Origin of the sequence: Streptomyces sp. Act143 (genome assembly GCF_003143935.1) — a bacterium.
GTDB lineage: Bacteria > Actinomycetota > Actinomycetes > Streptomycetales > Streptomycetaceae > Streptomyces.
Genome location: NZ_QFRX01000001.1, coordinates 4072228 through 4097868, shown reverse-complemented (window position 1 = coordinate 4097868; position 25641 = coordinate 4072228). Strand labels below are relative to the sequence as shown.

Below are 25641 nucleotides of genomic sequence, written 5' to 3'. Positions count from 1 at the left end.
CGACGCGAGCGTCCGTCACCGCACCTCGATGAACATCCCCGCGTCCCGCTCCGCCCGCGCCTTCGGCTCCTCCGCCGGGTGCCCGACCGCGACCGCCCCCATCGGGTCCCAGTCCGCCGGCAGCCCCAGCACGTCCCGCACCACGTCCCGGCAGAACATCGTCGACGACACCCACGCCGACCCCAGCCGCTCCCCGGCCAGCGCGACGAGGAAGTTCTGCACCCCGGCCCCGGTGGCGACGACGAACATCTCCCGCTCGGCCCCGTCGCGCCGCGGATCGCCGTAGGTGTGCGAGCCGTCCATGACCAGACACGGCACCACCAGGTAGGGCGCGTTGCGCAGCACGTCCCCGCGCCGCACCCGCTTGGCGATCGACTCCTCGGTCTTGCCGTCCCGCCGCAGGTCCGCGATCCAGGCGTCCCGCATCGCGTCCAGCAGCCGGGTCCGTGACTCCGCCGACTCCAGCAGCACGAACCGCCACGGCGTCGTGTGGTGCGGCGCCGGCGCGGTGACCGCCGCGGCGACCGCCCGCCGCACGGCACCCGCGTCGACCGGCTCGTCCGTGAACGCCCGCACCGTACGCCGCTGGGTCACCGCCTGCCGTACCGCCTCGGACGTGCCCAGCCGGAACATGTCGTCGCGCGCGCCCCGCACCATGGCGCCCGCCCCCTCCCCGTGCTCGCCCGCGTCGGACACGACCTGCGCCAGCCCGCGCACCACGGCGACGGGCAGCCCGGCGGCCTTGCCCTTCACCAGATCGCCGGCCGCGGCCAGTTCGTCCGCCGTGGCGACGACGGTGGCGCTGAGCGGATTGCCGTACGCGTCCGTGCCCCCGCGCAGATCGTCGAGCACCCGCACCCCGGCGGCGCCGATCGCCACATCCGTGAGTCCCGAGCGCCACGGTCGCCCGAAGGTGTCGGTGACGACGACACCGACGTTGACCCCGAGCAGCTCCCGCAGGCCTTCCCGGAGCACGCGCGCGGAGGCGTCCGGGTCCTCGGGCAGCAGCAGGACGGTCCCGGCGGCGGTGTTGGAGGCGTCGACCCCGGCAGCCGCCATGACCAGCCCCTGCCGGTTCTCGACGATGCGCAGCGCACCGCGTCTCGCCACCACCCGCACCGTCTCGGCGTCGATCGCCGCCTCCCGGTCGGCCGCCTCGACGATCCGGCCCTCCGCCTTGGAGACGATCTTCGAGGTGACGAGCAGCACGTCACCGTCGGCGAGGCCGGGTTCGGCGGCGGCGATCAGCTTGGCGAGGTCGTCGCCGGGCGCGATCTCGGGCAGGCCCGGCACGGCCCACGCGCGGAAGCCGTCCGCACCGCGGCCCGCGCCCGCATCCCCGCCCGTGTCCGAGCCCGCGTCCCCGTGCACGTCCGCGCTCATGCCCCCCGCACCTCTTCCGCCAGCGCCAGCGCCTCGCGGGCCATCTGCGCGCTCGCGTCGAGGTCCGTCATCATCAGCGGCACGGCCCGGCAGCGGATGCCGGCCGTCTCGACGCGCTCCACGGAGGCCGCGTCGACGGTGTCGACGAGCCAGCCGTCCAGCAGCCCCGAGCCGTAGTGCTCGGCCACCGCCGCGGCCGTCGACTCCACGCCCACCGCCGCGAGCACCTTGTCGGCCATGCCGCGCACGGGCGCGTCCCCGACGATGGGGGAGAGGCCGACGACCGGCACCCCGGCCTCGGCGATCGCCTCGCGGATACCGGGGACGGTCAGGATCGTGCCGACCGAGACGACCGGGTTGGACGGCGGGAAGAGGATCACGTCCGCCTCGGCGATCGCCTCCAGCACGCCCGGCGCGGGCTTCGCCTGCTCGGCGCCCACCGGCACGATCGCCTCCGCCGGGACCGAGGCCCGCAGCCGTACCCAGTACTCCTGGAAGTGGACCGCCTTGCGTTCGCCGTCCACCTCGACCGCCACATGGGTCTCCACGCGGTCGTCGGACATCGGGATCAGCTTCACGCCCGGCTTCCACCGGTCGCACAGCGCCTCGGTGACCGCGCTCAGCGGGTATCCGGCGCCGATCATCTGGGTGCGCACGATGTGCGTGGCGAAGTCCCGGTCGCCGAGCCCGAACCACTCGGGTCCGACGCCGTACGCCCCGAGCTCCTCCTTGAGGTGGAAGGTCTCGTCGGCCCGGCCCCAGCCCTGTTCCTCGTTGATGCCGCCGCCGAGCGTGTACATCACCGTGTCGAGGTCCGGGCAGACCTTCAGCCCGAAGAGGTGGATGTCGTCGCCGGTGTTGCCGATGACCGTGATGTCCGCGTCCGGCACGGCCCTCTTCAGACCGCGCAGGAAACGGGCACCGCCGATGCCGCCTGCCAGAACCACGATTCGCATGGGCCCAAGTCTCGCAGGCGGGTACGACAACGCGTCAGGCAGTCACCGGACGCGCTTCGCAGGCCTGTGCGGTGTGCATCGGCATCTCGGTGAGGCCCGGGTAGTAGACGTGCAGGCTGACCGCCGGCTCCAGCGCGTCGTTGACGACCTCGTGCACATAGCCGGGTGCGAACACCCGCTGCGCGCCGGCCCGCAACGCGCGCGTGCCGCGCTCGGTGCGCTCGGTCAGCTCGCCGTCCAGAACGGTCAGCACGCCGGAGGAGCGGCCGTGGTCGTGCAGCCCGCTGCCCTGACCGGGCACCCAGGACAGCAGCCACACCTCGTAACCGGGCCCGGTGCGCAGCCGGTGGTACCAGCGGGTCGTGGCGTCGTACCGGACGAGGTGCTCCCACTGGGAGCGGTCGGCGGCGAGGGAACGGGCCAGGCCGACGAATTCCGCGACGGTTACGGGGTACACGCGCGGGGGCTGGAGGAGGTGCGGGACTTCGAGGATGTCGCCGGCGATCTGGAGGTCACTGTCGCTGTTCATGGGTGCGGTGGTTCCTCAGTGAGAGAAGGTCAGAGGGAACGGAAAAGGCCGAGCCCCTGGGGGATTCGGCCTTCAGCTGGAGCGGCGGGTGCGGATCGCCGGGCTCAACAGCTGGAACAGCAACAGCTACAGCGAGCGCGGGCAGCACCGTGGGACCCGGCGGTGCGGGTCGTGGTGAGTGCCAAGTTCGCGAGCATGCCCACAAGGACAGCGGTTCACACCCGCACTGTCAACTCGACACCGGCATGTGGGACAGGTTTCACCTCATCCGGTTCATCTCGTAGGTGAAAGGTTTGTTCAGGCGTCTACCGGGACACATGGCGCACAACCGGCGCGCACGGAACGGGAACGAGCTCCCGGGCGTCCTTCTCCGTACAGGTCCTGCACGGGGCGGAGGCCCCGCGGACCCCGTCTGCTTGTCAAGGTTTATGGCGATTTGAACACTTTCCGCTAGGCCTTGGTTCCGCAGAGTGAATAAGGGGCCCAATAGCAGATCTCGGCTTGACTCGCCCGGAGCAGCACACTTGTAATTTCACTCGTGTCGTTCAGCCGACATCGGTAACGGCTACATCACGGGGACGCGAAAGACAGACGAGGGGCGCACATGACCGAGCTGGTGCAGCAACTGCTGGTCGACGACGCGGACGAGGAACTCGGCTGGCAGGAGCGCGCGCTGTGCGCCCAGACCGACCCCGAGTCCTTCTTCCCCGAGAAGGGTGGCTCCACCCGTGAGGCCAAGAAGGTCTGCCTGGCTTGCGAAGTCCGTTCCGAATGCCTTGAGTACGCCCTCGCCAACGACGAGCGCTTCGGCATCTGGGGCGGCCTGTCCGAACGGGAACGGCGGCGCCTGAAGAAGGCCGCGATCTGACCCGACCGGGTCCGTGAAGCGTCCGCATCCGCACGTACATACGGGACTTACGGCCCGTCGCAGGTGGGTTGTCCACAGGCGGCGGGCCGCTTCATTGCCCAGCCGATAGTGTGGTCGCTCGTCCGAGACGCCCCGCTGCCCCCTCGGGGCACAGGCGTCCACCGCAGTCCACCGAACCGGGGCCCGTACCTCGATGTCCGTGCACAGCCACACGGCAGCCCACGACGCTGCTGCCACTCCTGAGTTCCCGCGTCATGTGGTGACCGCGGTCCTCGTCTCGCATGACGGCGCCCGCTGGCTGCCCGACGCGCTCGCCGGGCTGCTCGGCCAGGAGCGCCCCGTCCAGTTCGCGATGGCCGCCGACACCGGCAGCGCCGACACCTCCGCGCAGCTGGTCACCGACGCCCTCGGTCCCGACCGGGTGCTGCACCTCGCCCGCCGCACCGGCTTCGGCCAGGCCGTCGAGGAGGCCAACCGCACCGCGCCCGTCCTCACCCCGGACGAGCTGCCGTACCTGAAGCGCCCCAGCGGCTGGGACCCGGTCACGCGCACGTGGCGCGACGACGCCTACGACCTGCCCGAGCTCCCGCACGGCGAACCGGTGCAGTGGCTGTGGCTGCTGCACGACGACTGCGCCCCCGAACCCGACGCCCTGGCCCAGCTGCTGCGCGTCGTCGACCAGGAGCTGGAGCTCGGCCGCGACGACGTGGCCGTCGTCGGCCCCAAGCTCCGCGGCTGGTACGACAAGCGGCAGCTGCTGGAGGTCGGCGTCACCATCGCCCACTCCGGCCGCCGCTGGACCGGCCTCGACCGCCGCGAACAGGACCAGGGCCAGCACGACCACGTCCGGCCCGTGCTGTCCGTCTCCACCGCCGGCATGCTCGTCCGGCGCGACGTCTTCGAGGAGCTCGGCGGCTTCGACCGGCGCCTGCCCCTGATGCGCGACGACGTCGACCTGTGCTGGCGCGCCCACACCGCCGGTCACCGCGTCCTCATCGCCCCCGAGGCGGTCGTACGGCACGCGGAGGCGGCCTCGCGCGAGCGCCGCGCCGTCGACTGCGTCGGCCGCACCGCGGCCTCCCCGCACAAGGTCGACAAGGCGGGCGCCGCCTACACCCTGCTCGTCAACAGCCGTACGGCCGTGCTGCCCTGGGTGCTGATCCGGCTCGTCGTCGGCACCGTCCTGAGGACGGTCGCCTACCTCGTCGGCAAGGTCCCCGGACAGGCCCTCGACGAGATCCGCGGTCTGCTGAGCACCCTGCTGCGGCCCGAGCGGATCATCGCCGGACGGCGCAGACGCGGCACGCCGGCCGTCGACAAGGACGAGATGCGGCCGCTGTTCCCGCCGCCCGGCGCGACCGTACGGGCCACCGTCGAACAGGCCGCGGGCAGCCTCGTCGGCCGCTCCGACCCCGAGCAGACCTCGGGCGCCGGACGCCATGGCGGCGCGGTCGAGTCCGGGCCCGGCGGCGACGACGCCGACTTCCTGGAGATCGAGCAGTTCGCGCGCGTGAAGCGCATCGCCCGCAAGCCCGGGCCGGTGCTCTTCCTGGTGCTGCTGCTCGTCTCGCTCGTCGCCTGCCGCGAACTCCTCGGCGGCGGCGCGCTCACGGGCGGCGCCCTGCTGCCCGCCCCCGCCGACTCCGGCGAACTGTGGTCCCGCTACCTGGACGCCTGGCACGCCGTGGGCGCCGGTGGCGCGTCCTCCGCGCCGCCGTACCTGGCGATCGTGGCGATGCTCGCCTCCGTGCTGTTCGGCTCGACCGGGCTCGCGGTCACCGTCCTGCTGGTCTGCTCGGTGCCGCTGGCCGGATTCACGGCCTACTTCGCCTCCCGGCCCCTGGTCGAGTCGCGGCTCCTGCGCGCGTGGGCGGCCGTCGCCTACGCCTTCCTGCCCGCCGCCACCGGCGCCCTCGCCGGCGGCCGCATCGGCACCGCCGTCCTCGCGATCCTGCTGCCGCTCATCGCGCGCGCGGGCATCGCCGCCGGCGGCCTCGCGAACGCCTCCGACGCCCGCGGCAGCTGGCGCGCCACCTGGGCGTACGCCCTGCTCCTGACGATCACCACCGCGTTCACGCCGATCGTCTGGCCGATCGCGCTGCTGCTCGGCCTCGGCGTCCTGGCCGTCCGCCGCGCCGACCTCACCGCCTACGGCCTGCGCTTCCTGGCCCAGCTCGGCACCCCGCTGCTGATCCTCGCGCCCTGGTCGCTGACCCTCCTGCCGTTCGGCTTCTTCGACGAGGCCGGTCTCGCCTACGGCGCCTCGGCCGCCTCCGCCACCGACCTGCTCGGCGCCAGCCCCGGCGGCCCCGGCACGGTCAGCGGGCTGATGCTCATCGGCGTCGTCCTGGCCGCGCTGGCCGCCCTGCTGCGCTCGGAGCGCCAGGCCGGGATCTGGACGGCCTGGGCGGTCGCCCTCGTGGGCCTCGTCTTCGCCGTCCTGTCCAACAACTCGGCCTGGGCGGGCCCCGCCACCCTCGTCTACGGCCTCGCCCTGCTGGCCGCCGCCGTCCTCGGCGCCGACGGGGCACGCTCGCGGGTGGCCGAGCAGAGCTTCGGCTGGCGCCAGCCGGTCGCCGCGCTGATCGCCTTCGCCGCCGCCGCGGGCCCGCTGCTCGTCGCCGCGGGCTGGATGATCCGCGGCGCCGACGGCCCCCTGGAGCGCCGCGACCCGGTGCAGGTGCCCGCGTTCGTCGCCGAGGACGGCAACAACCGCGACCGGGCCCGCACCCTCGTCCTCGACAGCGACTCCGCCGCCCACGTCGGCTACATGCTGGTGCGCGGCTCGGGCGCCCGCCTCGGCGACGCCGAACTCGCGACCGCGAACGGCGAGAACGCCGCGCTCGACAAGGTCGTCGCCAACCTCGTCGCCGGCTCCGGTGCCGACCAGGCCGACCAGCTCGGCAAGTTCGCCGTGCGCTACGTCCTCGTCCACAAGGGCGCCTCGCGCGAGGTGACCCGCGTCCTGGACGCCACCCCGGGCCTGTCCCGGCTGAGCGAGCAGAACGGCAGCGCCCTGTGGCGGGTCGACCAGGACGTCGCGCGCGCCACCATCGTCAGCGGCTCCGGCACCCCGACCCTCGTCGCCGCCGGACCTGTCGAGATCCACACCACGATCCCGTCCGGTGCCGACGGCCGCACCCTGCGGCTCGCCGACACCGCCGCCGAGGGCTGGACGGCCACCCTGGACGGCAAGCCGCTCACCGCGACCACGGTCGACGGCTGGGCCCAGGGCTTCGCCCTGCCCGCCTCCGGCGGCAAGCTGGACGTCGTCTACGACGACCCGATCACCCACACCGCCTGGCTGTGGGCGCAGGGCGCCCTCGCCCTCGTCCTCGTGGTGCTCGCCCTGCCCGGCCGCCGCCGCGACATCGACGACGACCTCCCCGAGGAGGAGCGGGCCATCCCCGCCCAGGCGACGGAGGGCGAGGGCCGCCGCGCCCGCCGCCTGCGCGCCCAGGCGGAGGCCGAGGAGGCCGCCCAGGGCGACGAGCCCGGGCCTCCTCCCGCGGAGGAGACCCCGGTACCGGTCCCGCAGCAGCAGTCCTACGGCGACTGGGACCAGGCGAATTACGCGGGCGCCGGCTACGACACCTACCCCGCCGACCAGTACCAGGCCGCCCAGCAGTACCCGGCGGGCGGCTACGACCAGCAGGGCTACGCGGACCCGTACCAGGGCGGCCAGTACGACCCGTACGCGTACGGGGGCCAGGCGCAGCAACCGTCGTACGACCAGTACGGCCGGCCGTACGAGCAGGGTTACGACGCGACGTACGACCCGGCGCAGCCGCATCCGCACGGCGGCGAGCACCCCGACGGGAGCCAGCAGTGAACCGCACGACCCTGTCCCTGATCGCCTGCGCGACCGCTCTCGCCGCCATCACCGGCTTCGCCTCGCTCAGCGCGCCCGACGGGTCCGGCACGGACACCGCCAAGGCGGCCGCCGAGCTGCCCGTGGAGCGCACCAGCCTGCTCTGCCCGAGCCCCAGCCTGTCCGACATCGCCGACACGTCCTACACGTCCTTCACGCCCGTCACCAAGGGCACGGGCAGCGACGGCAAGGCCCAACTCGTCTCCGCGGCCCAGGAGTCGGACGCCGGCGACAAGAAGGCGGACGACAGCGACAAGAAGGCGGACGGGAAGAAGGCCGCCAAGCCGGTCCTCACCGCCAAGGAGCCCGGCACGCCCGACACCGAGGACACCTCCGGCGGCGACTCGCCCGCGCTCATCGGCACCGCCGAGGGCCGGTTCGCGCCCGGCTGGACCGTGCAGGAGACCACCGAGGTCGCCGCGGGCACCGGACGCGGCCTCCAGGGCGTCAACTGCTCGGCCGCCGACACCGAGTTCTGGTTCCCCGGCGCCAGCACCGCCGCCGACCGCACCGACTACGTGCACCTGATTAACCCCGACGACTCGGCGGCCGTCGTCGACATCGAGCTGTACGGCAAGGACGGCGCCGTGGCGACCACGGCCGGCGAGGACATCACGGTCCCGCCGAAGTCCAGCGAGCCGATCCTGCTGTCCACGCTCACCGCCGACAAGCAGACCGACCTCACCGTGCACGTCAGCGTCCGCAGCGGGCGCGTCGGCGCCGCCGTGCAGGCCCTGGACGACAAGATCGGCGGCGACTGGCTGGCCGCGTCCGCGGACCCGGCGGGCAGCCTCGTCCTGCCGGGCATCCCCAAGGACGCCACCGCCGTGCGCCTGGTCGCCTTCGCGCCGGGCGACGCGGATGCCGACCTGAAGGTGCGCCTCGCCTCGCCGTCCGGGTCGATCACCCCGGCGGGCAGCGAGACGCTGCACGTGAAGGCCGGCATGACGACCGCGATCGACCTGGGCGAGGTCACGCGCGGTGAGGCCGGTTCGCTGGTCCTGACGCCGACCGGCGAGTCCGCGCCGGTGGTGGCCGCGCTGCGGGTCACCCGGGGCAAGGGCGACAAGCAGGAGACGGCGTTCATCCCGGCCACCCGCGCGGTCGGCACGCGCGCGACGGCCGCCGACAACAGCGCCAAGGGCACCACGCTCTCCCTGGTGGCGCCCAGCACCACCGCGCAGGTCAAGGTGACCGCGTCGGCGGGCAGCGACGGCGGTACGGCGGCCTCGAAGACGTACACGATCAAGGGTGGCACCACCCAGGACGTGGAACTCCCCGTGCCGAGCGGCCTGAAGGGCACGTACGCGCTGACGGTGGAGCCGGTGTCGGGCGGCCCGGTCTACGCGTCCCGGACCCTGGCGGCCACGGAGGACGGCATCCCCGGCTTCACGGTGCAGACGCTGCCGGACGACCGGGGCATGGTCGCGGTGCCGGAGGCGGACGAGGACCTGTCGGTCTTGCAGAAGTAGCCCGCAGGGGGCGCCCGTCGGCCCCCGGCCCGAAGTGGGCGCCCGTCAGTCCTCGTCGCCGTAGCGCGGGTCCACCGTCTCCGGTGTCAGCCCGAGGAGCTCGGCGACCTGCTCGACGACGACCTCGTGGACCAGGGCCGCGCGTTCGTCGCGGCCCTTGGTGCGGATCTCCACCGGGCGGCGGTAGATCACCACGCGCGCGGGGCGTCCCTCGCGCGCGGGAATCGTGCCGCCCAGGGGGACGGCTTCGTCGCTGAAGCCCCGGCCGTCGAGGTGCGGCACCTCCAGGACGAGGAAATCGATGTCGGCGAGCTGCGGCCACCGCCGCTCCAGCCGCTCCACGGAGTCCTGCACCAGATCCGCGAACACCTCGGCACGGCTCGCCGCGAGCGGGACCTGGGGCGGCGCGATCGGGCCGCGCATGCCCCGGCCGTGGCGATCACGTCGGCGGGGCCCGGGGCCGGCGGCGCGGGGCGGTACGGGGTTGTCCATCACTGGTGAAGCGTAGTCCCCGGGAAGGCCGGGCGCCGGGGGCCCACGCGGGGCCCGGGGGCTGTTCGGCCGCCTCGTGCGGCATGTCGCCGGATGACCATTCCAGCCAAGGTTGGGCTCGATTCCGTATCTCTCCGAGACCGGTGAACTCATGGCAATTGACCTTGTTTGTACGGAGTGATGACCGGTTCCGATGCTGTTCGAGATCCCGGGAGGCGGTGTCCACGCAGGTCAGAAAGGTGTGCCCGGAGGGGCATGTGGGACGTTTCACGCCACGACACGGTGGAGTGACCTGAGGGAGAGTCGTCGCGGCCCGCTCAAGAGTGCGGTACCGTCCAACGTCGTGAGCCCTGTACGTCGCTGTTCGCGCACCGCTTGCGGCCGTCCCGCCGTCGCGACGCTGACGTACGTCTACGCCGACTCGACCGCGGTCCTCGGCCCGCTCGCCACCTACGCCGAACCCCACTGCTACGACCTGTGCGCCGAGCACTCCGAGCGCCTCACCGCGCCGCGCGGCTGGGAGGTCGTCCGGCTGCTCGACGGTTCGGCTCCCGCCCGCCCCAGCGGCGACGACCTGGAAGCGCTCGCGAACGCGGTCCGCGAGGCGGCCCGCCCGCAGGAACGCGCCGCCCAGGCCGGTGGCGGGGGGCGCGCGGCGGACCCGATGGAGGTCGCGCGGCGCGGTCATCTGCGGGTGCTGCGCTCGCCGGACAACTGACCTCCCGGTCGGCAACCACCCCTTTTCCGTGTGCATTTGGTGCACGTTCCGCTCAGTGACGCACACCCATTGACGCGACCTTGGCGCGGACACGACCATTCCGACAGCCGAAACGAGAAATCGCTTTCCGCATGACGGAAGACGGGAATCGGATCGGACGCGGATCGGAATCGGACCGGGGAGGCGCCCGTGTACGTCCAGGAACTCGAACCCGTGGCCGACTCACTGGGCCTGTCCGCCCTCGTCGCCGCCCTGCCCCTGGTGATCGTCCTCGTCCTGCTCGGCGGCGTCCGCCTCAAAGCCCACCTCGCGGGCCTCACAGGGCTTCTGGCGGCCGTTCTGGTCGCCTGGCTCGCCTACGGCATGCCACTGAGCCAGACGCTCTCCAGCGGCGCCCAGGGAGCCGTCTTCGGCCTCTTTCCCATCCTGTGGATCGTCGTCAACGCGCTGTGGGTGTACCGGATGACGGTCCGCACCCGGCACTTCGACATCCTGCGCCGCTCCTTCGGGCGGCTCTCCGACGACCCGCGCATCCAGGCCCTCGTCGTCGCCTTCTGCTTCGGCGCCCTCCTGGAGGCCCTCGCCGGCTTCGGCGCACCCGTCGCGATCTGCTCGGTCATGCTGGTCGCCCTCGGCTTCGACCCGGTGAAGGCGGCCGTCGTCGCCCTGGTCGCCAACACCGCGCCCGTCGCCTTCGGCGCGATGGGCACGCCGGTGGTCACGCTCGCCCAGGTGACCGGGCTGCCGCTGGACACCGTGGCCTCCGTGGTGGGGCGTCAGACGCCGCTGCTGGCCCTGGTGGTGCCGCTCGTGCTGGTGTATCTCGTCGACGGACGGCGCGGGTTGCGCGACACCTGGGTGCCCGCCCTGGTCTGCGGAGTCGCCTTCGCCGTCGCCCAGTTCGCCGCCTCCAACTACGTCTCCGCGCAACTCGCCGACATCGGCGCCGCCTTGGCGGGCGCGGGCGCCCTGGTCGCCGTACCGCACGCGCGCGTGCCCGCGGAGGAACCGGTCCGCGCCTCCGTGCTGACGGGAGCCAGGAGCGAAGAGCTCGACGAGGACGACCCGCGCGGTGAAGTCGTGCGCGCCTACGCCCCGTACGCCCTGATCGTCGCCATCTTCTCGATCGCGCAGATCCCCGCCGTCAAGGACTGGCTGGCGAACGCGACCCAGACCTACGACTGGCCGTTCCTGAACGTCGTCGACCCCGGCGGCGATCCGGTCGGCGGCAACGTCTACACCTGGCCGATCGTGTCGACGGGCGGCACGCTCGTGCTGCTCGCCGGCCTGTGCACGGCCGTCGTCCTCGGCGTGCACGCACGCGTGGCCGTCAAGGAGTGGCTCGCCACCGTGCACGAGTTGAGGTTCGCGATCCTGACCGTGACGAGCGTCCTGGCGCTCGCCTACGTCATGAACCTCTCCGGACAGGCCGCCACCATCGGCCACTTCGTGGCCGCGGCGGGCGCCGGGCTCGCCTTCCTCTCGCCGGTCCTCGGCTGGTTCGGCGTCGCCGTCTCCGGCTCCGACACCTCCGCCAACGCGCTCTTCGGGGCCCTCCAGGTGACCGCGGCCCGCGAGTCGGGGCTCTCCCCGGAGCTGCTGGCCGCCGCCAACAGCTCCGGCGGCGTCCTCGGCAAGATGATCTCCCCGCAGAACCTCACCATCGCCTGCGCCGCCGTCGGCCTCGCCGGCCGGGAGGGGGACCTGCTGCGCAAGGTGCTGCCCTGGAGCCTCGGGCTGCTGCTGGTGATGTGCCTGATCGTGGTCGGGCAGAGTTCGCCCGTGCTGGACTGGATGCTGCCCTGACCTGAGGTTACGTTCTTGGGTCTACTCGGCGGACCCACAGCGGGCTGTCGGTGACGGCGGGTAGTTTGGGGGGACCGACAGGACTTTTGGAGGGGTTAGGCAGTGGCTGCTGATCTGTCACAGCTCGTCAAGGCGTACGACGTGCGAGGGGTCGTTCCCGAGCAGTGGGACGAGACGCTCGCCGAGCTCTTCGGGGCAGCCTTCGTGCAGGTGGTCGACGCGAGCGCGATCGTGATCGGCCACGACATGCGGCCCTCGTCCCCCGGCCTGTCGCGCGCCTTCGCCCGCGGAGCCGCCGCCCAGGGCGTCGACGTGACCGAGATCGGTCTGTGCTCCACCGACCAGCTGTACTACGCCTCGGGCGCGCTGAACCTGCCGGGCGCGATGTTCACGGCCTCGCACAACCCCGCGCAGTACAACGGCATCAAGCTGTGCCGCGCGGGCGCCGCCCCGGTCGGGCAGGACACGGGGCTCGCCGAGATCCGCGACCTGGTCGAGCGCTGGGCCGACACGGGCGCCCCGGCCCCGGCGGCGACGCAGGGCACGATCACGCGGCGCGACACGCTGGACGACTACGCGGCGCACCTGCGGGGCCTGGTCGACCTGACCTCCATCCGCCCCCTGAAGGTCGTCGTCGACGCGGGCAACGGCATGGGCGGGCACACCGTCCCCACCGTCTTCGCGGGCCTGCCCCTGACCCTCGTCCCGATGTACTTCGAGCTGGACGGCACGTTCCCCAACCACGAGGCCAACCCCCTCGACCCGGCGAACCTCGTGGACCTGCAGAAGCGCGTCCGCGAGGAGTCCGCCGACCTGGGCATCGCCTTCGACGGCGACGCCGACCGCTGCTTCGTCGTCGACGAGCACGGCGCCCCCGTCTCCCCGTCGGCCGTCACCGCCCTGGTGGCCGCGCGCGAGCTGGCCAGGAACGGCGGCGCGGGCATGATCATCCACAACCTGATCACGTCCTGGTCGGTCCCGGAGGTCGTCAAGGAGAACGGCGGCACCCCGGTCCGCGTGCGCGTGGGCCACTCCTTCATCAAGGCCGAGATGGCGAAGTCCGGCGCGATCTTCGGCGGCGAGCACTCCGCGCACTACTACTTCAAGGACTTCTGGAACGCCGACACCGGCATGCTGGCCGCCCTCCACGTCCTCGCCGCCCTCGGCGGCCAGGAGGGCCCGCTGTCCGGCCTCGTCGCCGAGTACGACCGCTACGCCGGCTCCGGCGAGATCAACTCCACGGTCGCCGACCAGGCCGACCGCCTCGCCGCGATCCGCGCCACGTACGAGGGCCAGGCGGGCATCACCCTCGACGACCTCGACGGCCTCACGGTCACGTCCGCCGACTGGTGGTTCAACGTCCGCCCGTCCAACACGGAACCGCTGCTGCGGCTGAACGCGGAGGCGCGGGACGAGGCGCTGATGGCGAAGGTGCGGGACGAGGTCCTGGCGATCATCAGGGCCTGAGACCGGCCGTCGAAACCGCGCTCGCCGTGACTGCGGGCACCCGTGCCGCTGGGGCGGCACGGGTGGGCGCAGCGGCACCCCGCGAGCGCGGGCGAGCGAAACCCCGCTACCCGCACACCGACGCCGGTCACCCGCCGACCCCGGTCATCCACAACCCCGGCACCCACCTCCCACCGGCGGTACGCTGACCAGGCACATCCGCACAAGCAGCCGTACCGCCCCGAAGGGACACCCCATGCCGCTCGAAGCCGGCCTCCTGGAGATCCTCGCCTGCCCGGCCTGCCACGCCCCCCTCAAGGAGCAGGACGCCGAGCTGATCTGCACCGGCCAGGACTGCGGCCTGGCGTACCCGGTGCGCGACGGCATCCCCGTCCTCCTCGTCGACGAGGCCCGCCGCCCCGCGTGACGACACCGCCCGGCCCTCCGAGGTCCGACGAGGCCACGCGCGCGTAACCGACGAACCCGGCGATCGGAGGAGTCCTCCGCCCATGCTCGACGAATCGCTGCTCGACACCCCCGAGGCGCTCTCGGAGGCCGACCGCCGCGGCCTGCTGCGCGGCGCCGCCGAGGCCGGCGCCCGCGTCCGCACCGCCGCCCGGCACGCCGCCGAGGCCGGGGTCAACGACCTCAAGCCCGACGGCCGCCCCCGCGCGGTCCTCATCGCGGGCCCCGGCGCCGCCGCCATCTGCGCGGCCGACCTCCTCGGCACACTCGCCGGCGCCGGCAGCCCCGTCATCCGTCTCGCGCCCACCGGCGTCGCCCCCGCCGCGGGCGCCCTGCGCTGGGAGCTCCCGGGCTGGACCGGCTCGGTCGACCTGCTCCTGATCGCCACCCCCGACGGCACCGAACCGGGCCTGTCCCTCCTCGCCGACCAGGCCTACCGCCGCGGCTGCACGGTCGTCGCCGTGGCCCCCGCCGGCACCCCGCTCAGCGAGGCCGTCGAGGGCGCCCACGGCCTGTTCGTACCGCTCGCGACAGCCCCGTACGAGCAGGACGAACAGCAGCTCACCGCGTCAGCCCCCGGCGTGCTGTGGGCGCTGCTCACGCCACTGCTCGCGCTCCTCGACCGCACCGGCCTGCTCGCCGCCCCGCCGGACGCGCTGGAGAAGGTGGCCGACCGTCTCGACCACATCGCCGAACGCTGCGGGCCCGCCATCGCGACGTACAGCAACCCGGCGAAGACCCTGGCCGCCGAGCTCGCCGACGCGCTTCCGGTGATCTGGACCGAGGGCGTCTCGGCAGGCCCCGCGGGCCGCCGCTTCGCCGCCGCGCTCGCCGAACTCTCCGGCCGCCCCGCCCTGGTCGCCGAGCTGCCCGAGGCGCTCGCCGCCCACAGCGCCCTGCTCGCCGGGCCGCTGGCCGCCAGCGCCGACCCCGACGACTTCTTCCGCGACCGCGTGGAGGAGCCTCCCGCGCTGCACGCGCGCGTGGTGCTGCTCCGCGACCGCCCCCTCGGCGGCCTCACCGCCGCGCCCGCCGCCCGTGACCTGGCCCTGAGCCACGACACACCGATCAGCGAGCTGGAACCGGAGGAGGGCGCCGAACTGGAGACCCTCGCGGAACTGATCGCCATCACGGATTTCGCCGCGGTTTACCTGGCGCTCGCCTCGGGCGCCTGATCATGCCCAGGACGACCTGACCGCCGTAGCGCAGCGGACGGGCCGCGCCCCGACCGCCGTACAGAAAGAACCCGATGGACCGCCTCGACAACAGCATCCGCCCCTACGCCTGGGGTTCCACCACCGCCATCCCCGACCTTCTGGGCGTCGCACCGAGCGGCGAGCCGCAGGCGGAGATGTGGATGGGCGCCCACCCCGGCGCACCCTCGCGCACCGCGCGCGGCACCCTCGTCGAGGTCATCGAGGCCGATCCGGAGCGGGAGTTGGGGGCGGCGGCCGTCGCGAAGTTCGGCCCGCGCCTGCCCTTCCTGCTGAAGATCCTCGCCGCCGGCGCCCCGCTCTCCCTCCAGGTGCACCCCGACCTGGCGCAGGCGAAGGAGGGTTACGAGGACGAGGAGCGCCGCGGCATCCCCGTGGACGCCGGGCACCGCAACTACAAGGACGCCAACCACAAGCCCGAACTCATCTGCGCGCTCACCGAGTTCGACGGCCTGTGCGGCTTCCGCGACCCGAACCGGGCCGCCGAACTGCTGGCCGGCCTCGGCGTCGACTCCCTCAAGCCGTACGTCGACCTCCTGCACGCCCACCCCGAGGACGCCGCCCTGCGCGAGGTCCTCACGGCCGTCCTCAGCGCCGACCGCGAGGAGATGGCCCGTACGGTCACGGAGGCGGCCGCCTCCTGCGCGCGCCTCGGCGGCGAGTACGCGCCGTACGCGGACATCGCCCACCACTACCCGGGCGACCCCGGCGTCATCGCGGCCATGCTCCTGAACTTCGTCCGACTCCAGCCCGGCGAGGCGCTGTTCCTCGGCGCCGGCATCCCGCACGCCTATCTCAGCGGCCTCGGCGTCGAGATCATGGCCAACTCCGACAACGTGCTGCGCTGCGGCCTGACCCCCAAGCACGTCGACGTCCCCGAACTCCTGCGCATCGTCCGCTTCGAGGCCGCCGACCCCGGCGTGCTGCGCCCGGAGGCCTCCCCGGACGGCGAGGAGGTCTACGAGACCCCGATCGACGAGTTCCGGCTCTCGCGCTACGTCCTCCCCGAGGGCGGCGCCACCCACGACCTGACCCGCACCACCCCGCAGATCCTGCTGTGCACGGCGGGGTCGGTGCGGGCGGGGGAGCACGAGCTGAGCCCTGGTCAGTCGGTGTTCGTCCCGGCGGGCGAGAAGGCCGAGGTGTCCGGCACGGGCACGGTCTTCCGGGCAAGTGTGATCGTATGACCGGCGCTGTGGACGCCTGACGAGCCGACCCCGGGGGAGGCTGCAACAATGGCCCACCGGCAAAGCACGGGCAAAGGCGGACAGGGCCGCGCCCGGCACGGCGTACGAAGGGACAACGCGAACCAATGAGCGCGTCAGGCGGCACCAAGGCGATCGTGGCGGCACTCGGCGCCAACCTCGCGATCGCGGCATCGAAGTTCGTGGCGTTCGCGTTCAGCGGTTCCTCGTCGATGCTCGCCGAGGGCGTCCACTCGCTCGCCGACTCCGGCAACCAGTTCCTGCTCCTGCTCGGCGGCAAGAAGGCCCAGCGCGAGGCCACCCCGCAGCACCCGTTCGGCTACGGCCGCGAGCGCTACATCTACGCCTTCCTCGTCTCCATCGTCCTGTTCACGGTCGGCGGCATGTTCGCCATCTACGAGGGCTACGAGAAGATCAAGCACCCGCACGAGATCGAGCACTGGTACTGGCCGGTCGGCGTCCTCGTCTTCGCGATCGTCGCCGAGGGCTTCTCCTTCCGTACGGCCATCAAGGAGTCCAACGAACTGCGCGGCTCCCAGACCTGGTCCCAGTTCGTCCGCCGCGCCAAGGCGCCCGAGCTGCCCGTCGTCCTCCTGGAGGACTTCGGCGCCCTCATCGGTCTGGTCCTCGCCCTCGGCGGCGTCGGCCTGGCGCTGCTCACCGGCGACGGCGTCTGGGACGGCATCGGCACCCTCTGCATCGGCATCCTGCTCATCCTGATCGCCCTCGTCCTGGCCGCCGAGACCAAGTCGCTGCTGCTCGGCGAGGCCGCGGGCGCCGACGAGGTCAAGAGGATCGAGACCGCGGTCGTCGACGGCGACACCGTCACCGGCGTCATCCACATGCGCACGCTCCACCTCGGCCCCGAGGAGCTCCTGGTCGCCGCCAAGATCGCCGTCCAGCACGACGACACGGCCGCCGAGGTCGCGAGCGCCATCAACGCCGCCGAGGCCCGCATCCGCGAGGCCGTCCCGATCGCCCGCGTCATCTACCTGGAGCCGGACATCTACAGCGAGGCCGAGGCGGCCAAGGGCCCCGACCGCGAGGCCACGCCCGGGGGACCGGCACAGCAGCCCACCGCCGGACACTGACACCGGCGCGATCAACAGGGGCCCACCGGAATCCGGCGGGCCCCTGTCTCACACCTGCACCGCCCAAGGAGGCGGGGGCGGCACCAGGGCGCGCGCCCTGCGCCGTACGACGAAGGCGGCGATCCCCAGCCCGACGGCAACCAGCACCAACACCACACCGGCCACCATCGCCACCACGAGCAGCGTCGGCACGGAGTAGTCGTCGATCACCCGCCCCCGAATCACGGACACCGGCAGCGTCCCGTCCTGGTCGTCGAGAAACGCCCGCGAGTCACGCGAGTTCGCACGATGGTCGCCGAGCAGGAACAGCCGCCCCTCGGGGACCCGGACGTCGTAGGAGAGCGGGTACCCGCCGTGTGCGTCCCCGTCCTTCACATACGGCTCCCGCAGCGGCTTCCCGTTCACGGTGATCCGCGCGCCCGTTCCCTCCCCGGTACAGCACTCCACGTGGTCGCCGCCCACACCGACGACCCGCTCCAGCACCAACCAGTCGGCGCCGTACCGGTCCGGCGCCGAGAACAGCACCACATCGCCCCGCCGCACCTCGCTCCCGTCGACCTTCTCGTAGACGACCCGGTCGCCCGGCCCGTACGTCGGCGACATGCTCTGGCTCGACACGACAGAGCCCCCGAAGGCATGCCGCGCCCAACCGAGGCCGCCCAGCCCCAACAGCAGCCCCGCCAGCCCCACCACGACGGCCGCGATCCCCAGTCCCCGCCCCTTGCCGGACATCAAGTTCCTCTCCCTGCGGACCCTCCGCGGGCGCAGAGCGTAGCCGGTCACCGGGTCCGGGCCGTGCGTGCCATGTCCTCGTCCTCGGCGGACACGGCACGCACACCAGGCGCCGGATCGACCGGACGCCGCGGCCGGCTCGCTACCGGATCTCGGCCAGCACGCCGAGGACGGCCCGCTCGTCCGCCGCGGCACCGAGCCGCTCCCGGAACCCGGTGTCCATCAACTTCCGCGACAGCAGGGCCAGAATCCGCAGATGCTCATCGCCCGCGGCCGCCTCCGGCACGGCGATCATGAACACCAGCCTGGCCTTCGTCCCGTCCAAGGAGCCCCACTCGACGCCCTCGTCCGACCGCGCGAACCCGACCACGGGCGCGGTCACCGCATCCGTCTTGGCATGCGGAATCGCGATCTCCTCCCCGAGCCCGGTCGTCCCCTGCTCCTCACGCCGCAACGCGGTCGCCACCAACTCGTCCGCATCCACGACCTTGCCGCTGCGCGCCAGCAGCCCGGCCATCTCCCGGACGGCGGCCTCCTTGTCCCGCGCGTCGAGCCGTACCTTCACGGTCCGCTCGGTCAGATACCCGGACAGGACTTCGGGCACGGCGTCCGCCGCGGCCTCGGCGGGGCCCGCTGCCGGCCCGTGTACGGTCTTCTGCGCCACGACGCCGGCGGCGCCCGGCGCCACCTCCCCACCGGCCGCCCCGACCAGCACCGGCTCGGGACGGGCCGCCGGTACGCCGGACACCGCCTCCCCACGCCGCATGCGCTCACTCAGGTCGACAAGGGCGACCGTCGTCAGCGCGGTGACGACCGTGCCGATCACCACGGCCACGAAGAACATCGGCACACCGCTCACCGCGCCCAGCACCGCCACGATCGGCCCGCCGTGCGGCACCGCGTCCTCGACCCCGGCGACCCCGGCGATCGCGCCGGCCACCGCGCCGCCGAGCATGTTGGCCGGGATGACCTGCGCGGGCCTGGCCGCAGCGAACGGGATCGCCCCCTCGGAGATGCCGAAGCAGCCCATGAAGAGCGAGGCGAGCCCGGTCTCCCGTTCCTGCTCGGTGTAGAGCCGCTTGCGGATGAGCGTCGCGAGCCCCTGCCCCAGCGGCATCACCGGGATCGCGGCGGCACACATGCCCATGACCGTCTGGTTGCCGGTCGCGATGAGGCCGGCGCCGAAGAGGAACGCCGTCTTGTTGACCGGCCCGCCCATGTCGAACGCGATCATCAGCCCGAGGATCGCGCCGAGCAGGATCGCGCTGGTGCCGGTCATGCCGCTGAGCCAGTCGGTCAGGTGCTCGAACACCCAGGAGATCGGTTTCCCGATGACGTAGATGAAGAACAGCCCGAGCGCCGTGGTCGCCACGATCGGGATCACGATGATCGGCATGATCGGCCGCACGAACTTCGGGACGGTGACCTTCTTGATCCACAGCACCAGATACCCGGCGAGGAAGCCGGTCACGATGGCCCCGATGAAGCCGGCGCCCGCCTTGGAGTCGTAGAGCTCACCGGTGTTGGCTATCCAGCCGCCGATCATGCCGGGGACGAGGGCGGGGCGGTCGCCGATGGCGTACGCGATGTACCCGGACAGGATCGGCACCATCAGCGTGAAGCCGATGACGCCGATGTTGTTCACGTCCATCCAGAAGGAGTCCTTCGGGATGACCAGACCGCCCGAGGGGTCCGTGTGCCCGCCGAGTGAGAGCGAGATCGCGATCAGCAACCCGCCCACCACCACGAACGGGATCATGTAACTGACGCCGTTCATCAGCGCCTTGTAGCCGACGCCGCGCTCCTTGCCGCCGGACGACGCCACCGCCGCCGTCCCGCCGGACCGGTGCACCGGCGCCGAGAGCACCTGCTCGAGCAACCGCTCGGGATGGCGAATGCCCTCGGCCACCCCGACCGTGAGCACCCGCTTGCCTGCGAAACGGCTCAGGTCCACATCCTTGTCCGCGGCGACGATGATGCCGTCCGCAGTTCTGACATCGTTGTCATCGAGGACGTTCTCGGCCCCGATCGATCCCTGGGTCTCCACCTTCATGTCGATGCCGCGGCTCTCGGCAGCCTGCTGGAGCTTCTCCGCCGCCATGTACGTATGCGCGATGCCGGTCGGACACGCGGTCACCGCGAGCAGCTTCAGCCTCTGCTGCTCGCCGCTGCCGCTGCCCGTGGGGGGAGGGCCGGCCGGACTGGTCACGTCGATCTCCTAACGCCTCTGTCACGCGGAACGCCGTCCCGGACGTCCCGCGCAATCGATCGGATGGGCCCGATCTCGTCGCATCCTGCACCACCTGCCGCCAGGCCCGAAGGAGCAGAAGTCCCTGCTTGCCCCTGTCTGCCGGCCCCTGTTCCGGCGACCGTCGGTGTCCTGTTATCGCTGTCCCCTCCACCGCTTCTCATGCTTGAGCCTGCCTTGATGGACGCAATGGATTCGGAGGTGGACTGGGGACGGCCGGGCGTACCGGTGTAGCTTGGGATGAAGCCAGACGTCGCTGCTGATGGCGGTCGGGCGGTCCCTCCGCGGACCGGCCGAGGGAGAGAGGGCCTCCGACGGACTGCGCTGCGCGCACGTGGGCATGCCTGTGTCCTCTTTCGGGCACCCCTGTGTCCGCCGCCGCGCAGACCAGCCCTACCCACCTCGCCCCAACACCGAGGAGCAGCTCGCAATGACGACTGTCGACAACCGACAGGACTTCAAGGTCGCCGACCTCTCCCTGGCCGAGTTCGGCCGCAAGGAGATCACCCTCGCCGAGCACGAGATGCCCGGCCTGATGGCGATCCGCAAGGAGTACGCCGAGACGCAGCCGCTGGCCGGCGCCCGCGTCACCGGCTCCCTGCACATGACGGTGCAGACGGCCGTCCTCATCGAGACCCTGGTCGCCCTGGGCGCCGAGGTCCGCTGGGCGTCCTGCAACATCTTCTCCACCCAGGACCACGCGGCCGCCGCCATCGCCGTCGGCCCGAACGGCACCGTGGACAACCCGCAGGGCGTCCCCGTCTTCGCCTGGAAGGGCGAGACGCTGGAGGAGTACTGGTGGTGCACGGAGCAGGCGCTGACCTGGCCGAACAGCCCCACCGGCGGCCCGAACATGATCCTGGACGACGGTGGTGACGCCACCCTCCTCGTCCACAAGGGCGTCGAGTACGAGAAGGACGGCAAGGTCCCCTCGGTCGACACCGCCGAGAACGAGGAGCACCGCGTCATCCTCGAACTCCTCAACCGCACCATCACCGACGGCTCCCAGAAGTGGACCCAGCTCGCCTCGGAGATCCGCGGCGTGACCGAGGAGACCACGACGGGTGTCCACCGCCTGTACGAGATGCAGCGCGACGGCACTCTGCTCTTCCCCGCGATCAACGTGAACGACGCGGTGACGAAGTCGAAGTTCGACAACAAGTACGGCTGCCGCCACTCCCTGGTCGACGGCATCAACCGCGCCACCGACGTCCTCATCGGCGGCAAGACCGCGGTCGTCTGCGGCTACGGCGACGTCGGCAAGGGCTGCGCGGAGTCCCTGCGCGGCCAGGGCGCCCGAGTGATCGTCACCGAGATCGACCCGATCTGCGCGCTGCAGGCGGCGATGGACGGCTACCAGGTCACGACGCTCGACGAGGTCATCGACAAGGCCGACATCTTCATCACCACGACCGGCAACAAGGACATCATCATGGCCTCGGACATGGCCAAGATGAAGCACCAGGCCATCGTCGGCAACATCGGTCACTTCGACAACGAGATCGACATGGCCGGCCTCGCCAAGATCCCCGGCATCGTCAAGGACGAGGTCAAGCCGCAGGTCCACACCTGGAAGTTCCCCGACGGCAAGGTGATCATCGTCCTCTCCGAGGGCCGCCTGCTGAACCTGGGCAACGCCACCGGTCACCCCTCCTTCGTGATGTCCAACTCCTTCGCGGACCAGACGCTGGCCCAGATCGAGCTGTTCACGAAGCAGTCCGAGTACCCGATCGGCGTCTACACGCTGCCCAAGCACCTCGACGAGAAGGTCGCCCGCCTCCACCTCGACGCGCTCGGCGTGAAGCTGACGACGCTGCGCCCGGAGCAGGCCGCGTACATCGGTGTCGAGGTCGAGGGCCCGTACAAGCCGGACCACTACCGCTACTGAGCCCGCGGCTCCGCAGCAGCACCACCTTCGAGGCAGGCCCCCGCACCCCCGTGCCGGGGGCCCGCCCCTTTGGCTTCGCGCCGGCTCCTGTGCCGCCTCCCGTACCGCCTTCTCGTCGGTCCCGCGGCCTACCGACCGAGGCCGAACCAGCCCGTCAAGACCCAGGACCCCCATGCCCCGCGGCCGTTATTCGCTCCACGATCCGCACGATCACACCCCCCTCGCAGAAGAGCACTTCCACTGCGCCCCCGGCCCGTCCGGCTGGCGCTATGTCTCCCAGCTGACCACCCCCGCGGGCGATCACACGGGCTCCGTCGACCTCGCCCTGGACGAACTCGGCCGCCCCATCCGGCTGGAACTCCACGCCGCCGCCTGGCAGGTCCGCGGCGCCGCCCTCGACGGCGTCACCTGGGTCCGTACCGACCCCACCGGGGCTCACGCCACGGAAGGCAATGTCCCCGCCCACGCCTTCACCGGCACATCCCCCGCATTCCTCATCGCCATCACCCGACTCCTACGCCTCACTCCTTCCACCTCGGCCACCCGCGTACGGCTCGTCGCCTTCACGGACCCGGTCCTCGCCCCGCGCACCGTGGACCAGTCCTGGGCGCTGATGAAAAGCGAAGCACACGCCACTGACAACGGCCCCCTGACCGTGGACGAATACCAGGTCACAGCCCTGGACACCGGCGAACAGCACACCGTGCACATCGCCGGGGACGTGGTCCTGGCAGCCCCCGGCATCGAGCTGGAAGACCTGGAATCGCCGCCGTCCGTGTTTCCTTGAGGCCGAGCCCCGCCAGGGACGCGAAGAAACTAGGCGGGGGGCGCGAACCCGGTACGAGGAGGCTCGGACGACGGTGCCTCCGACGGCGTCCGACGGGACTCGGACTCATGCCCGCCGACAGCCTGGACAGCCGTCACCGCAACGGGCGAGGAAACCTGAGCAGGAGCAGGAGCAGGAGCAGGAGCAGGAGCAGGAGCAGGAGCAGGAGCAGGAGCCTGGGTGGGAGGGGGAGCCTGGGCAGGTGGCCCGTAAGTAACCGGCTCGCCGACCGCAGGGGCGGGCGCTCCGCTCGCAGCTGTCGGGCCGTTGGCGAAGGCCCGCCGAGCCTCCCGCGCCTGCCGCTCCTGTACCACCGCCGCGAGGTAGGCCGCCGGCGGCACACCCTGCGGCGCCGGAGACCCCGTACGCGCGACGAGGTCGGCGGCCAACCGCTCGGCCATGGCCCAGCCCACCTGCGGATCGAGCTGCTGCATCCGCGACAGGTACTGACGAATGGCGAGCCACAGTCCATCAGGTACCGCCGACAGATCGAGTCCCGAGAACCGGCCCGCCAGCCAGGGCGGCGGCGGGGGCAGGAAACCCGTGGGCGAGACCGGAACCCGTTCCCGTACGACGAGCGTGCCGGCGAAAACGTCCCCCAGCCGTCGCCCTCGCGCAGACACGAGGGAGGCGACACAGGCGACGACCCCGAAGGTCAGCAGGATCTCGATCACTCCGATCCCACCCCGTACCAGGGCATGCCGGAACCGGATCGGCCCACCGTCGTCCCGCACCACCCGTAGCCCGCACGCCATCTTTCCGAGCGAACGACCGTGGCTGAGCGTCTCGACCGCGATCGGCCCGCCCACCATCACGAGCACGAAGGCGGCGAGAGACACAGCGAATTGTGCGGCCTCGTCCAACGAAGCCGTCGAAGCCACCAGAGCAATGGTCACGATGATGTAGGCGACAGCGGCCACCAACAGATCGAGCAGCACAGCCAGCGCTCTGCTCGGCAGCCTCGCGGGACGCAGTTCCAGCGCCACCGCCTCGCCCGTCACCAGCTCACTCACGCCCGTCGTCCTTCCCCTGACCCGCCCCGAGAACCGTCAGTCTGCCAAGCTGAGGGCGCATCGCGCCCCAGTACGACAAGCTGACACCACGACGAGCCGCCGACGACCAGCCGAGGAGCAGCCGAACCGATGGACCTCGACGTCTTCGTCTCCGCTCACAGAGCGGAGTGGGACCGCTTGGACGCCCTGCTCCGCCGCCAGCGCAGGCTCACCGGCGCCGAGGCAGACGAACTCGTCTCTCTCTATCAACGCACGGCCACCCACCTCTCGCTGATCCAGTCCAGCGCCCCCGACCCCCAGCTGACGGCGCGGCTCAGCCAACTCGTGGCGCGCGCGCGTAGCGCGGTGACAGGCACTCGCCGTGCCTCCTGGCGCGACGTCACCCGCTTCCTGACGTACGGCTTCCCGGCGGCGGTCTACAGGGCACGCCACTGGTGGGTCCCCACGGCACTGCTGTCCACGGGCGTGGCAGTTCTCCTTGGTTGGTGGATAGGCACTCATCCCGAGGTGCAGTCCTCGATCGCAGCCCCCAGCGAGCTGCGCGAGCTCACCCGCCCGGGAGGCCAGTACGAGACGTACTACTCGAGCCACCCCGCGGCCTCGTTCGCCGCCCAGGTCTGGACGAACAACGCCTGGGCCGCCGCGCAGTGCCTGATCCTGGGCGTGTTCCTCGGACTCCCGGTCCTCTGGATCCTCTTTCAGAACATGCTCAACCTCGGTGTCGGCTTCGGCCTGATGTCCTCGGCCGGCCGCCTCGACACCTTCCTGGGCCTTGTCCTGCCCCACGGTCTCCTCGAACTGACCGCGGTCTTCGTGGCCGCGGGCACGGGCCTGCGCCTCGGATGGACCGTCATCGACCCCGGCCCTCGCACCAGGCGTACCGCCCTCGCGGAGGAGGGGCGCGCAGCCATCGGCATGGCCATCGGCCTCGCCCTGATCCTCTTCGTGTCGGGCGCGATCGAAGGCTTCGTCACCCCTTCCGGCCTGCCCACCTGGGCCCGCATCACCATCGGGGTCGCCGCCGAAGTCGCCTTCCTCGCCTACGTCTACGTACTGGGCGGCCGCGCGGCCCGCACCGGTGAAACGGGCGACGTGGAAGCCGCGGAACGCAGCGCAGCCGTGCCCATGGCCGCTTGATGTGCGTGTGGAGCTCCTGAGCTGCTAGTATCCTCTTCGCCCCACAAGAGCCGTTGACACGGATCGAGCGGGGAGGTAGATTCGAACAGTTGCCTGGAACTGGGTATGATCCGGTCGGCGACAGTGAGTGTCTGTCTGCTTCTCGAAACATCGCTTTCGAAGAAGCCCCTCCCGATGAATCGGAAATGAGCAGCCGGTCAGACCGGCTCAAAACTTCTGATAAAGTCGGAACCGCCGGAAAGGGAAACGCGGAAGCGGGAACCTGGAAAGCACCGAGGAAA

At 71.9% G+C, this 25641-nt stretch carries 20 protein-coding genes; 13 read left to right on the top strand and 7 right to left on the bottom strand.

Annotation, left to right across the window (positions count from 1 at the left end):
• Window positions 1-15: 15 nt before the first annotated feature.
• Genes DI272_RS18155 through DI272_RS18145 form a run of 3 tightly spaced genes read right to left on the bottom strand, consistent with a single transcriptional unit; the run spans window position 16 to window position 2868 of the window.
• On the bottom strand, window positions 16-1383 hold the full coding sequence (locus tag DI272_RS18155; RefSeq protein WP_258314599.1) for a coenzyme F420-0:L-glutamate ligase: 1368 nt from the start codon (window positions 1381-1383) through the stop codon (window positions 16-18).
• Window positions 1380-2339 (bottom strand): 2-phospho-L-lactate transferase, encoded by a 960-nt coding sequence (cofD, locus tag DI272_RS18150; RefSeq protein WP_109496369.1) that lies wholly within the window; start codon window positions 2337-2339, stop codon window positions 1380-1382. Before cofD ends, DI272_RS18155 begins: the two co-directional genes overlap by 4 nt.
• Before the next feature lie 34 nt (window positions 2340-2373).
• Window positions 2374-2868, bottom strand: a complete 495-nt coding sequence (locus DI272_RS18145; protein WP_109496368.1) for a cysteine dioxygenase family protein — start codon at window positions 2866-2868, stop codon at window positions 2374-2376.
• A gap of 604 nt (window positions 2869-3472) precedes the next feature.
• On the opposite strand from DI272_RS18145, the gene DI272_RS18135 reads away from it, so the two are divergent.
• The 3 genes from DI272_RS18135 to DI272_RS18125 all read left to right on the top strand — a co-directional run bounded on the left by DI272_RS18135 (window position 3473) and on the right by DI272_RS18125 (window position 9079).
• Window positions 3473-3736, top strand: coding sequence for a WhiB family transcriptional regulator (locus tag DI272_RS18135; RefSeq protein WP_010986447.1), 264 nt, complete (start codon window positions 3473-3475; stop codon window positions 3734-3736).
• 193 nt (window positions 3737-3929) lie between these two features.
• Window positions 3930-7568 carry a glycosyltransferase gene (locus DI272_RS18130; RefSeq protein WP_109496367.1) on the top strand — a complete coding sequence of 1213 codons (3639 nt, stop codon included), beginning with the start codon at window positions 3930-3932 and terminating at the stop codon, window positions 7566-7568.
• Complete coding sequence (locus DI272_RS18125; protein WP_109496366.1) at window positions 7565-9079, top strand: DUF5719 family protein; 1515 nt, start codon at window positions 7565-7567, stop codon at window positions 9077-9079. The genes DI272_RS18130 and DI272_RS18125 overlap by 4 nt, the downstream gene beginning before the upstream one ends.
• Window positions 9080-9124: 45 nt before the next feature.
• Here DI272_RS18125 and DI272_RS18120 read toward each other — a convergent pair whose 3' ends face one another.
• Window positions 9125-9571 carry a metallopeptidase family protein gene (locus DI272_RS18120; protein ID WP_109496365.1) on the bottom strand — a complete coding sequence of 149 codons (447 nt, stop codon included), beginning with the start codon at window positions 9569-9571 and terminating at the stop codon, window positions 9125-9127.
• 343 nt (window positions 9572-9914) lie between these two features.
• Between DI272_RS18120 and DI272_RS18115 the strand changes: the two genes are divergently transcribed.
• The 7 genes from DI272_RS18115 (at window position 9915) to DI272_RS18085 (ending at window position 17516) form a co-directional block, all read left to right on the top strand.
• Window positions 9915-10289: a DUF3499 domain-containing protein gene (locus tag DI272_RS18115; RefSeq protein ID WP_181387233.1), complete on the top strand. Its 375-nt coding sequence runs from the start codon at window positions 9915-9917 to the stop codon at window positions 10287-10289.
• 189 nt (window positions 10290-10478) lie between these two features.
• Window positions 10479-12095, top strand: a complete 1617-nt coding sequence (locus DI272_RS18110) for an L-lactate permease (RefSeq protein ID WP_109496364.1) — start codon at window positions 10479-10481, stop codon at window positions 12093-12095.
• A 102-nt stretch (window positions 12096-12197) separates the two neighbouring features.
• On the top strand, window positions 12198-13562 hold the full coding sequence (locus tag DI272_RS18105) for a phosphomannomutase/phosphoglucomutase (protein ID WP_109496363.1): 1365 nt from the start codon (window positions 12198-12200) through the stop codon (window positions 13560-13562).
• Between the two features lie 235 nt (window positions 13563-13797).
• On the top strand, window positions 13798-13968 hold the full coding sequence (locus DI272_RS18100; protein WP_020940431.1) for a Trm112 family protein: 171 nt from the start codon (window positions 13798-13800) through the stop codon (window positions 13966-13968).
• A gap of 82 nt (window positions 13969-14050) precedes the next feature.
• Window positions 14051-15181: an SIS domain-containing protein gene (locus DI272_RS18095; protein ID WP_109496362.1), complete on the top strand. Its 1131-nt coding sequence runs from the start codon at window positions 14051-14053 to the stop codon at window positions 15179-15181.
• Window positions 15182-15255: 74 nt separating this feature from the next.
• Entirely contained in the window at window positions 15256-16407 is a 1152-nt protein-coding gene (manA, locus tag DI272_RS18090) for a mannose-6-phosphate isomerase, class I (RefSeq protein WP_109496361.1), read from the top strand.
• A gap of 125 nt (window positions 16408-16532) precedes the next feature.
• Window positions 16533-17516, top strand: a complete 984-nt coding sequence (locus DI272_RS18085; protein ID WP_109496360.1) for a cation diffusion facilitator family transporter — start codon at window positions 16533-16535, stop codon at window positions 17514-17516.
• 48 nt (window positions 17517-17564) lie between these two features.
• On the opposite strand, the gene lepB is transcribed toward DI272_RS18085, so the two are convergent.
• Both lepB and DI272_RS18075 read right to left on the bottom strand, forming a co-directional pair.
• Window positions 17565-18248: a signal peptidase I gene (lepB, locus tag DI272_RS18080; protein WP_109496359.1), complete on the bottom strand. Its 684-nt coding sequence runs from the start codon at window positions 18246-18248 to the stop codon at window positions 17565-17567.
• Window positions 18249-18390: 142 nt separating this feature from the next.
• On the bottom strand, window positions 18391-20457 hold the full coding sequence (locus DI272_RS18075) for a fructose-specific PTS transporter subunit EIIC (protein WP_109496358.1): 2067 nt from the start codon (window positions 20455-20457) through the stop codon (window positions 18391-18393).
• Window positions 20458-20926: 469 nt separating this feature from the next.
• Here DI272_RS18075 and ahcY point away from each other — a divergent pair, with 469 nt between their 5' ends.
• Window positions 20927-22384, top strand: a complete 1458-nt coding sequence (ahcY, locus tag DI272_RS18070; protein WP_109496357.1) for an adenosylhomocysteinase — start codon at window positions 20927-20929, stop codon at window positions 22382-22384.
• Between the two features lie 172 nt (window positions 22385-22556).
• Window positions 22557-23171 carry a hypothetical protein gene (locus tag DI272_RS18065; protein ID WP_109496356.1) on the top strand — a complete coding sequence of 205 codons (615 nt, stop codon included), beginning with the start codon at window positions 22557-22559 and terminating at the stop codon, window positions 23169-23171.
• Window positions 23172-23200: 29 nt separating this feature from the next.
• Here DI272_RS18065 and DI272_RS18060 read toward each other — a convergent pair whose 3' ends face one another.
• Entirely contained in the window at window positions 23201-24223 is a 1023-nt protein-coding gene (locus tag DI272_RS18060; protein ID WP_109496355.1) for an RDD family protein, read from the bottom strand.
• A gap of 129 nt (window positions 24224-24352) precedes the next feature.
• On the opposite strand from DI272_RS18060, the gene DI272_RS18055 reads away from it, so the two are divergent.
• Window positions 24353-25360, top strand: a complete 1008-nt coding sequence (locus DI272_RS18055) for a stage II sporulation protein M (protein ID WP_109496354.1) — start codon at window positions 24353-24355, stop codon at window positions 25358-25360.
• The last annotated feature ends 281 nt before the right edge of the window (window positions 25361-25641 follow it).

Coding starts and splice junctions, on each gene's coding strand:
- DI272_RS18145 (WP_109496368.1), bottom strand. CDS start 2,868: ATGAACAGCGACAGTGACCTCCAGATCGCCGGCGACATCCTCGAAGTC.
- lepB (WP_109496359.1), bottom strand. CDS start 18,248: ATGTCCGGCAAGGGGCGGGGACTGGGGATCGCGGCCGTCGTGGTGGGG.
- DI272_RS18100 (WP_020940431.1), top strand. CDS start 13,798: ATGCCGCTCGAAGCCGGCCTCCTGGAGATCCTCGCCTGCCCGGCCTGC.
- DI272_RS18095 (WP_109496362.1), top strand. CDS start 14,051: ATGCTCGACGAATCGCTGCTCGACACCCCCGAGGCGCTCTCGGAGGCC.
- DI272_RS18130 (WP_109496367.1), top strand. CDS start 3,930: ATGTCCGTGCACAGCCACACGGCAGCCCACGACGCTGCTGCCACTCCT.
- DI272_RS18155 (WP_258314599.1), bottom strand. CDS start 1,383: ATGAGCGCGGACGTGCACGGGGACGCGGGCTCGGACACGGGCGGGGAT.
- cofD (WP_109496369.1), bottom strand. CDS start 2,339: ATGCGAATCGTGGTTCTGGCAGGCGGCATCGGCGGTGCCCGTTTCCTG.
- DI272_RS18120 (WP_109496365.1), bottom strand. CDS start 9,571: ATGGACAACCCCGTACCGCCCCGCGCCGCCGGCCCCGGGCCCCGCCGA.
- manA (WP_109496361.1), top strand. CDS start 15,256: ATGGACCGCCTCGACAACAGCATCCGCCCCTACGCCTGGGGTTCCACC.
- ahcY (WP_109496357.1), top strand. CDS start 20,927: ATGACGACTGTCGACAACCGACAGGACTTCAAGGTCGCCGACCTCTCC.
- DI272_RS18055 (WP_109496354.1), top strand. CDS start 24,353: ATGGACCTCGACGTCTTCGTCTCCGCTCACAGAGCGGAGTGGGACCGC.
- DI272_RS18065 (WP_109496356.1), top strand. CDS start 22,557: ATGCCCCGCGGCCGTTATTCGCTCCACGATCCGCACGATCACACCCCC.
- DI272_RS18085 (WP_109496360.1), top strand. CDS start 16,533: ATGAGCGCGTCAGGCGGCACCAAGGCGATCGTGGCGGCACTCGGCGCC.
- DI272_RS18135 (WP_010986447.1), top strand. CDS start 3,473: ATGACCGAGCTGGTGCAGCAACTGCTGGTCGACGACGCGGACGAGGAA.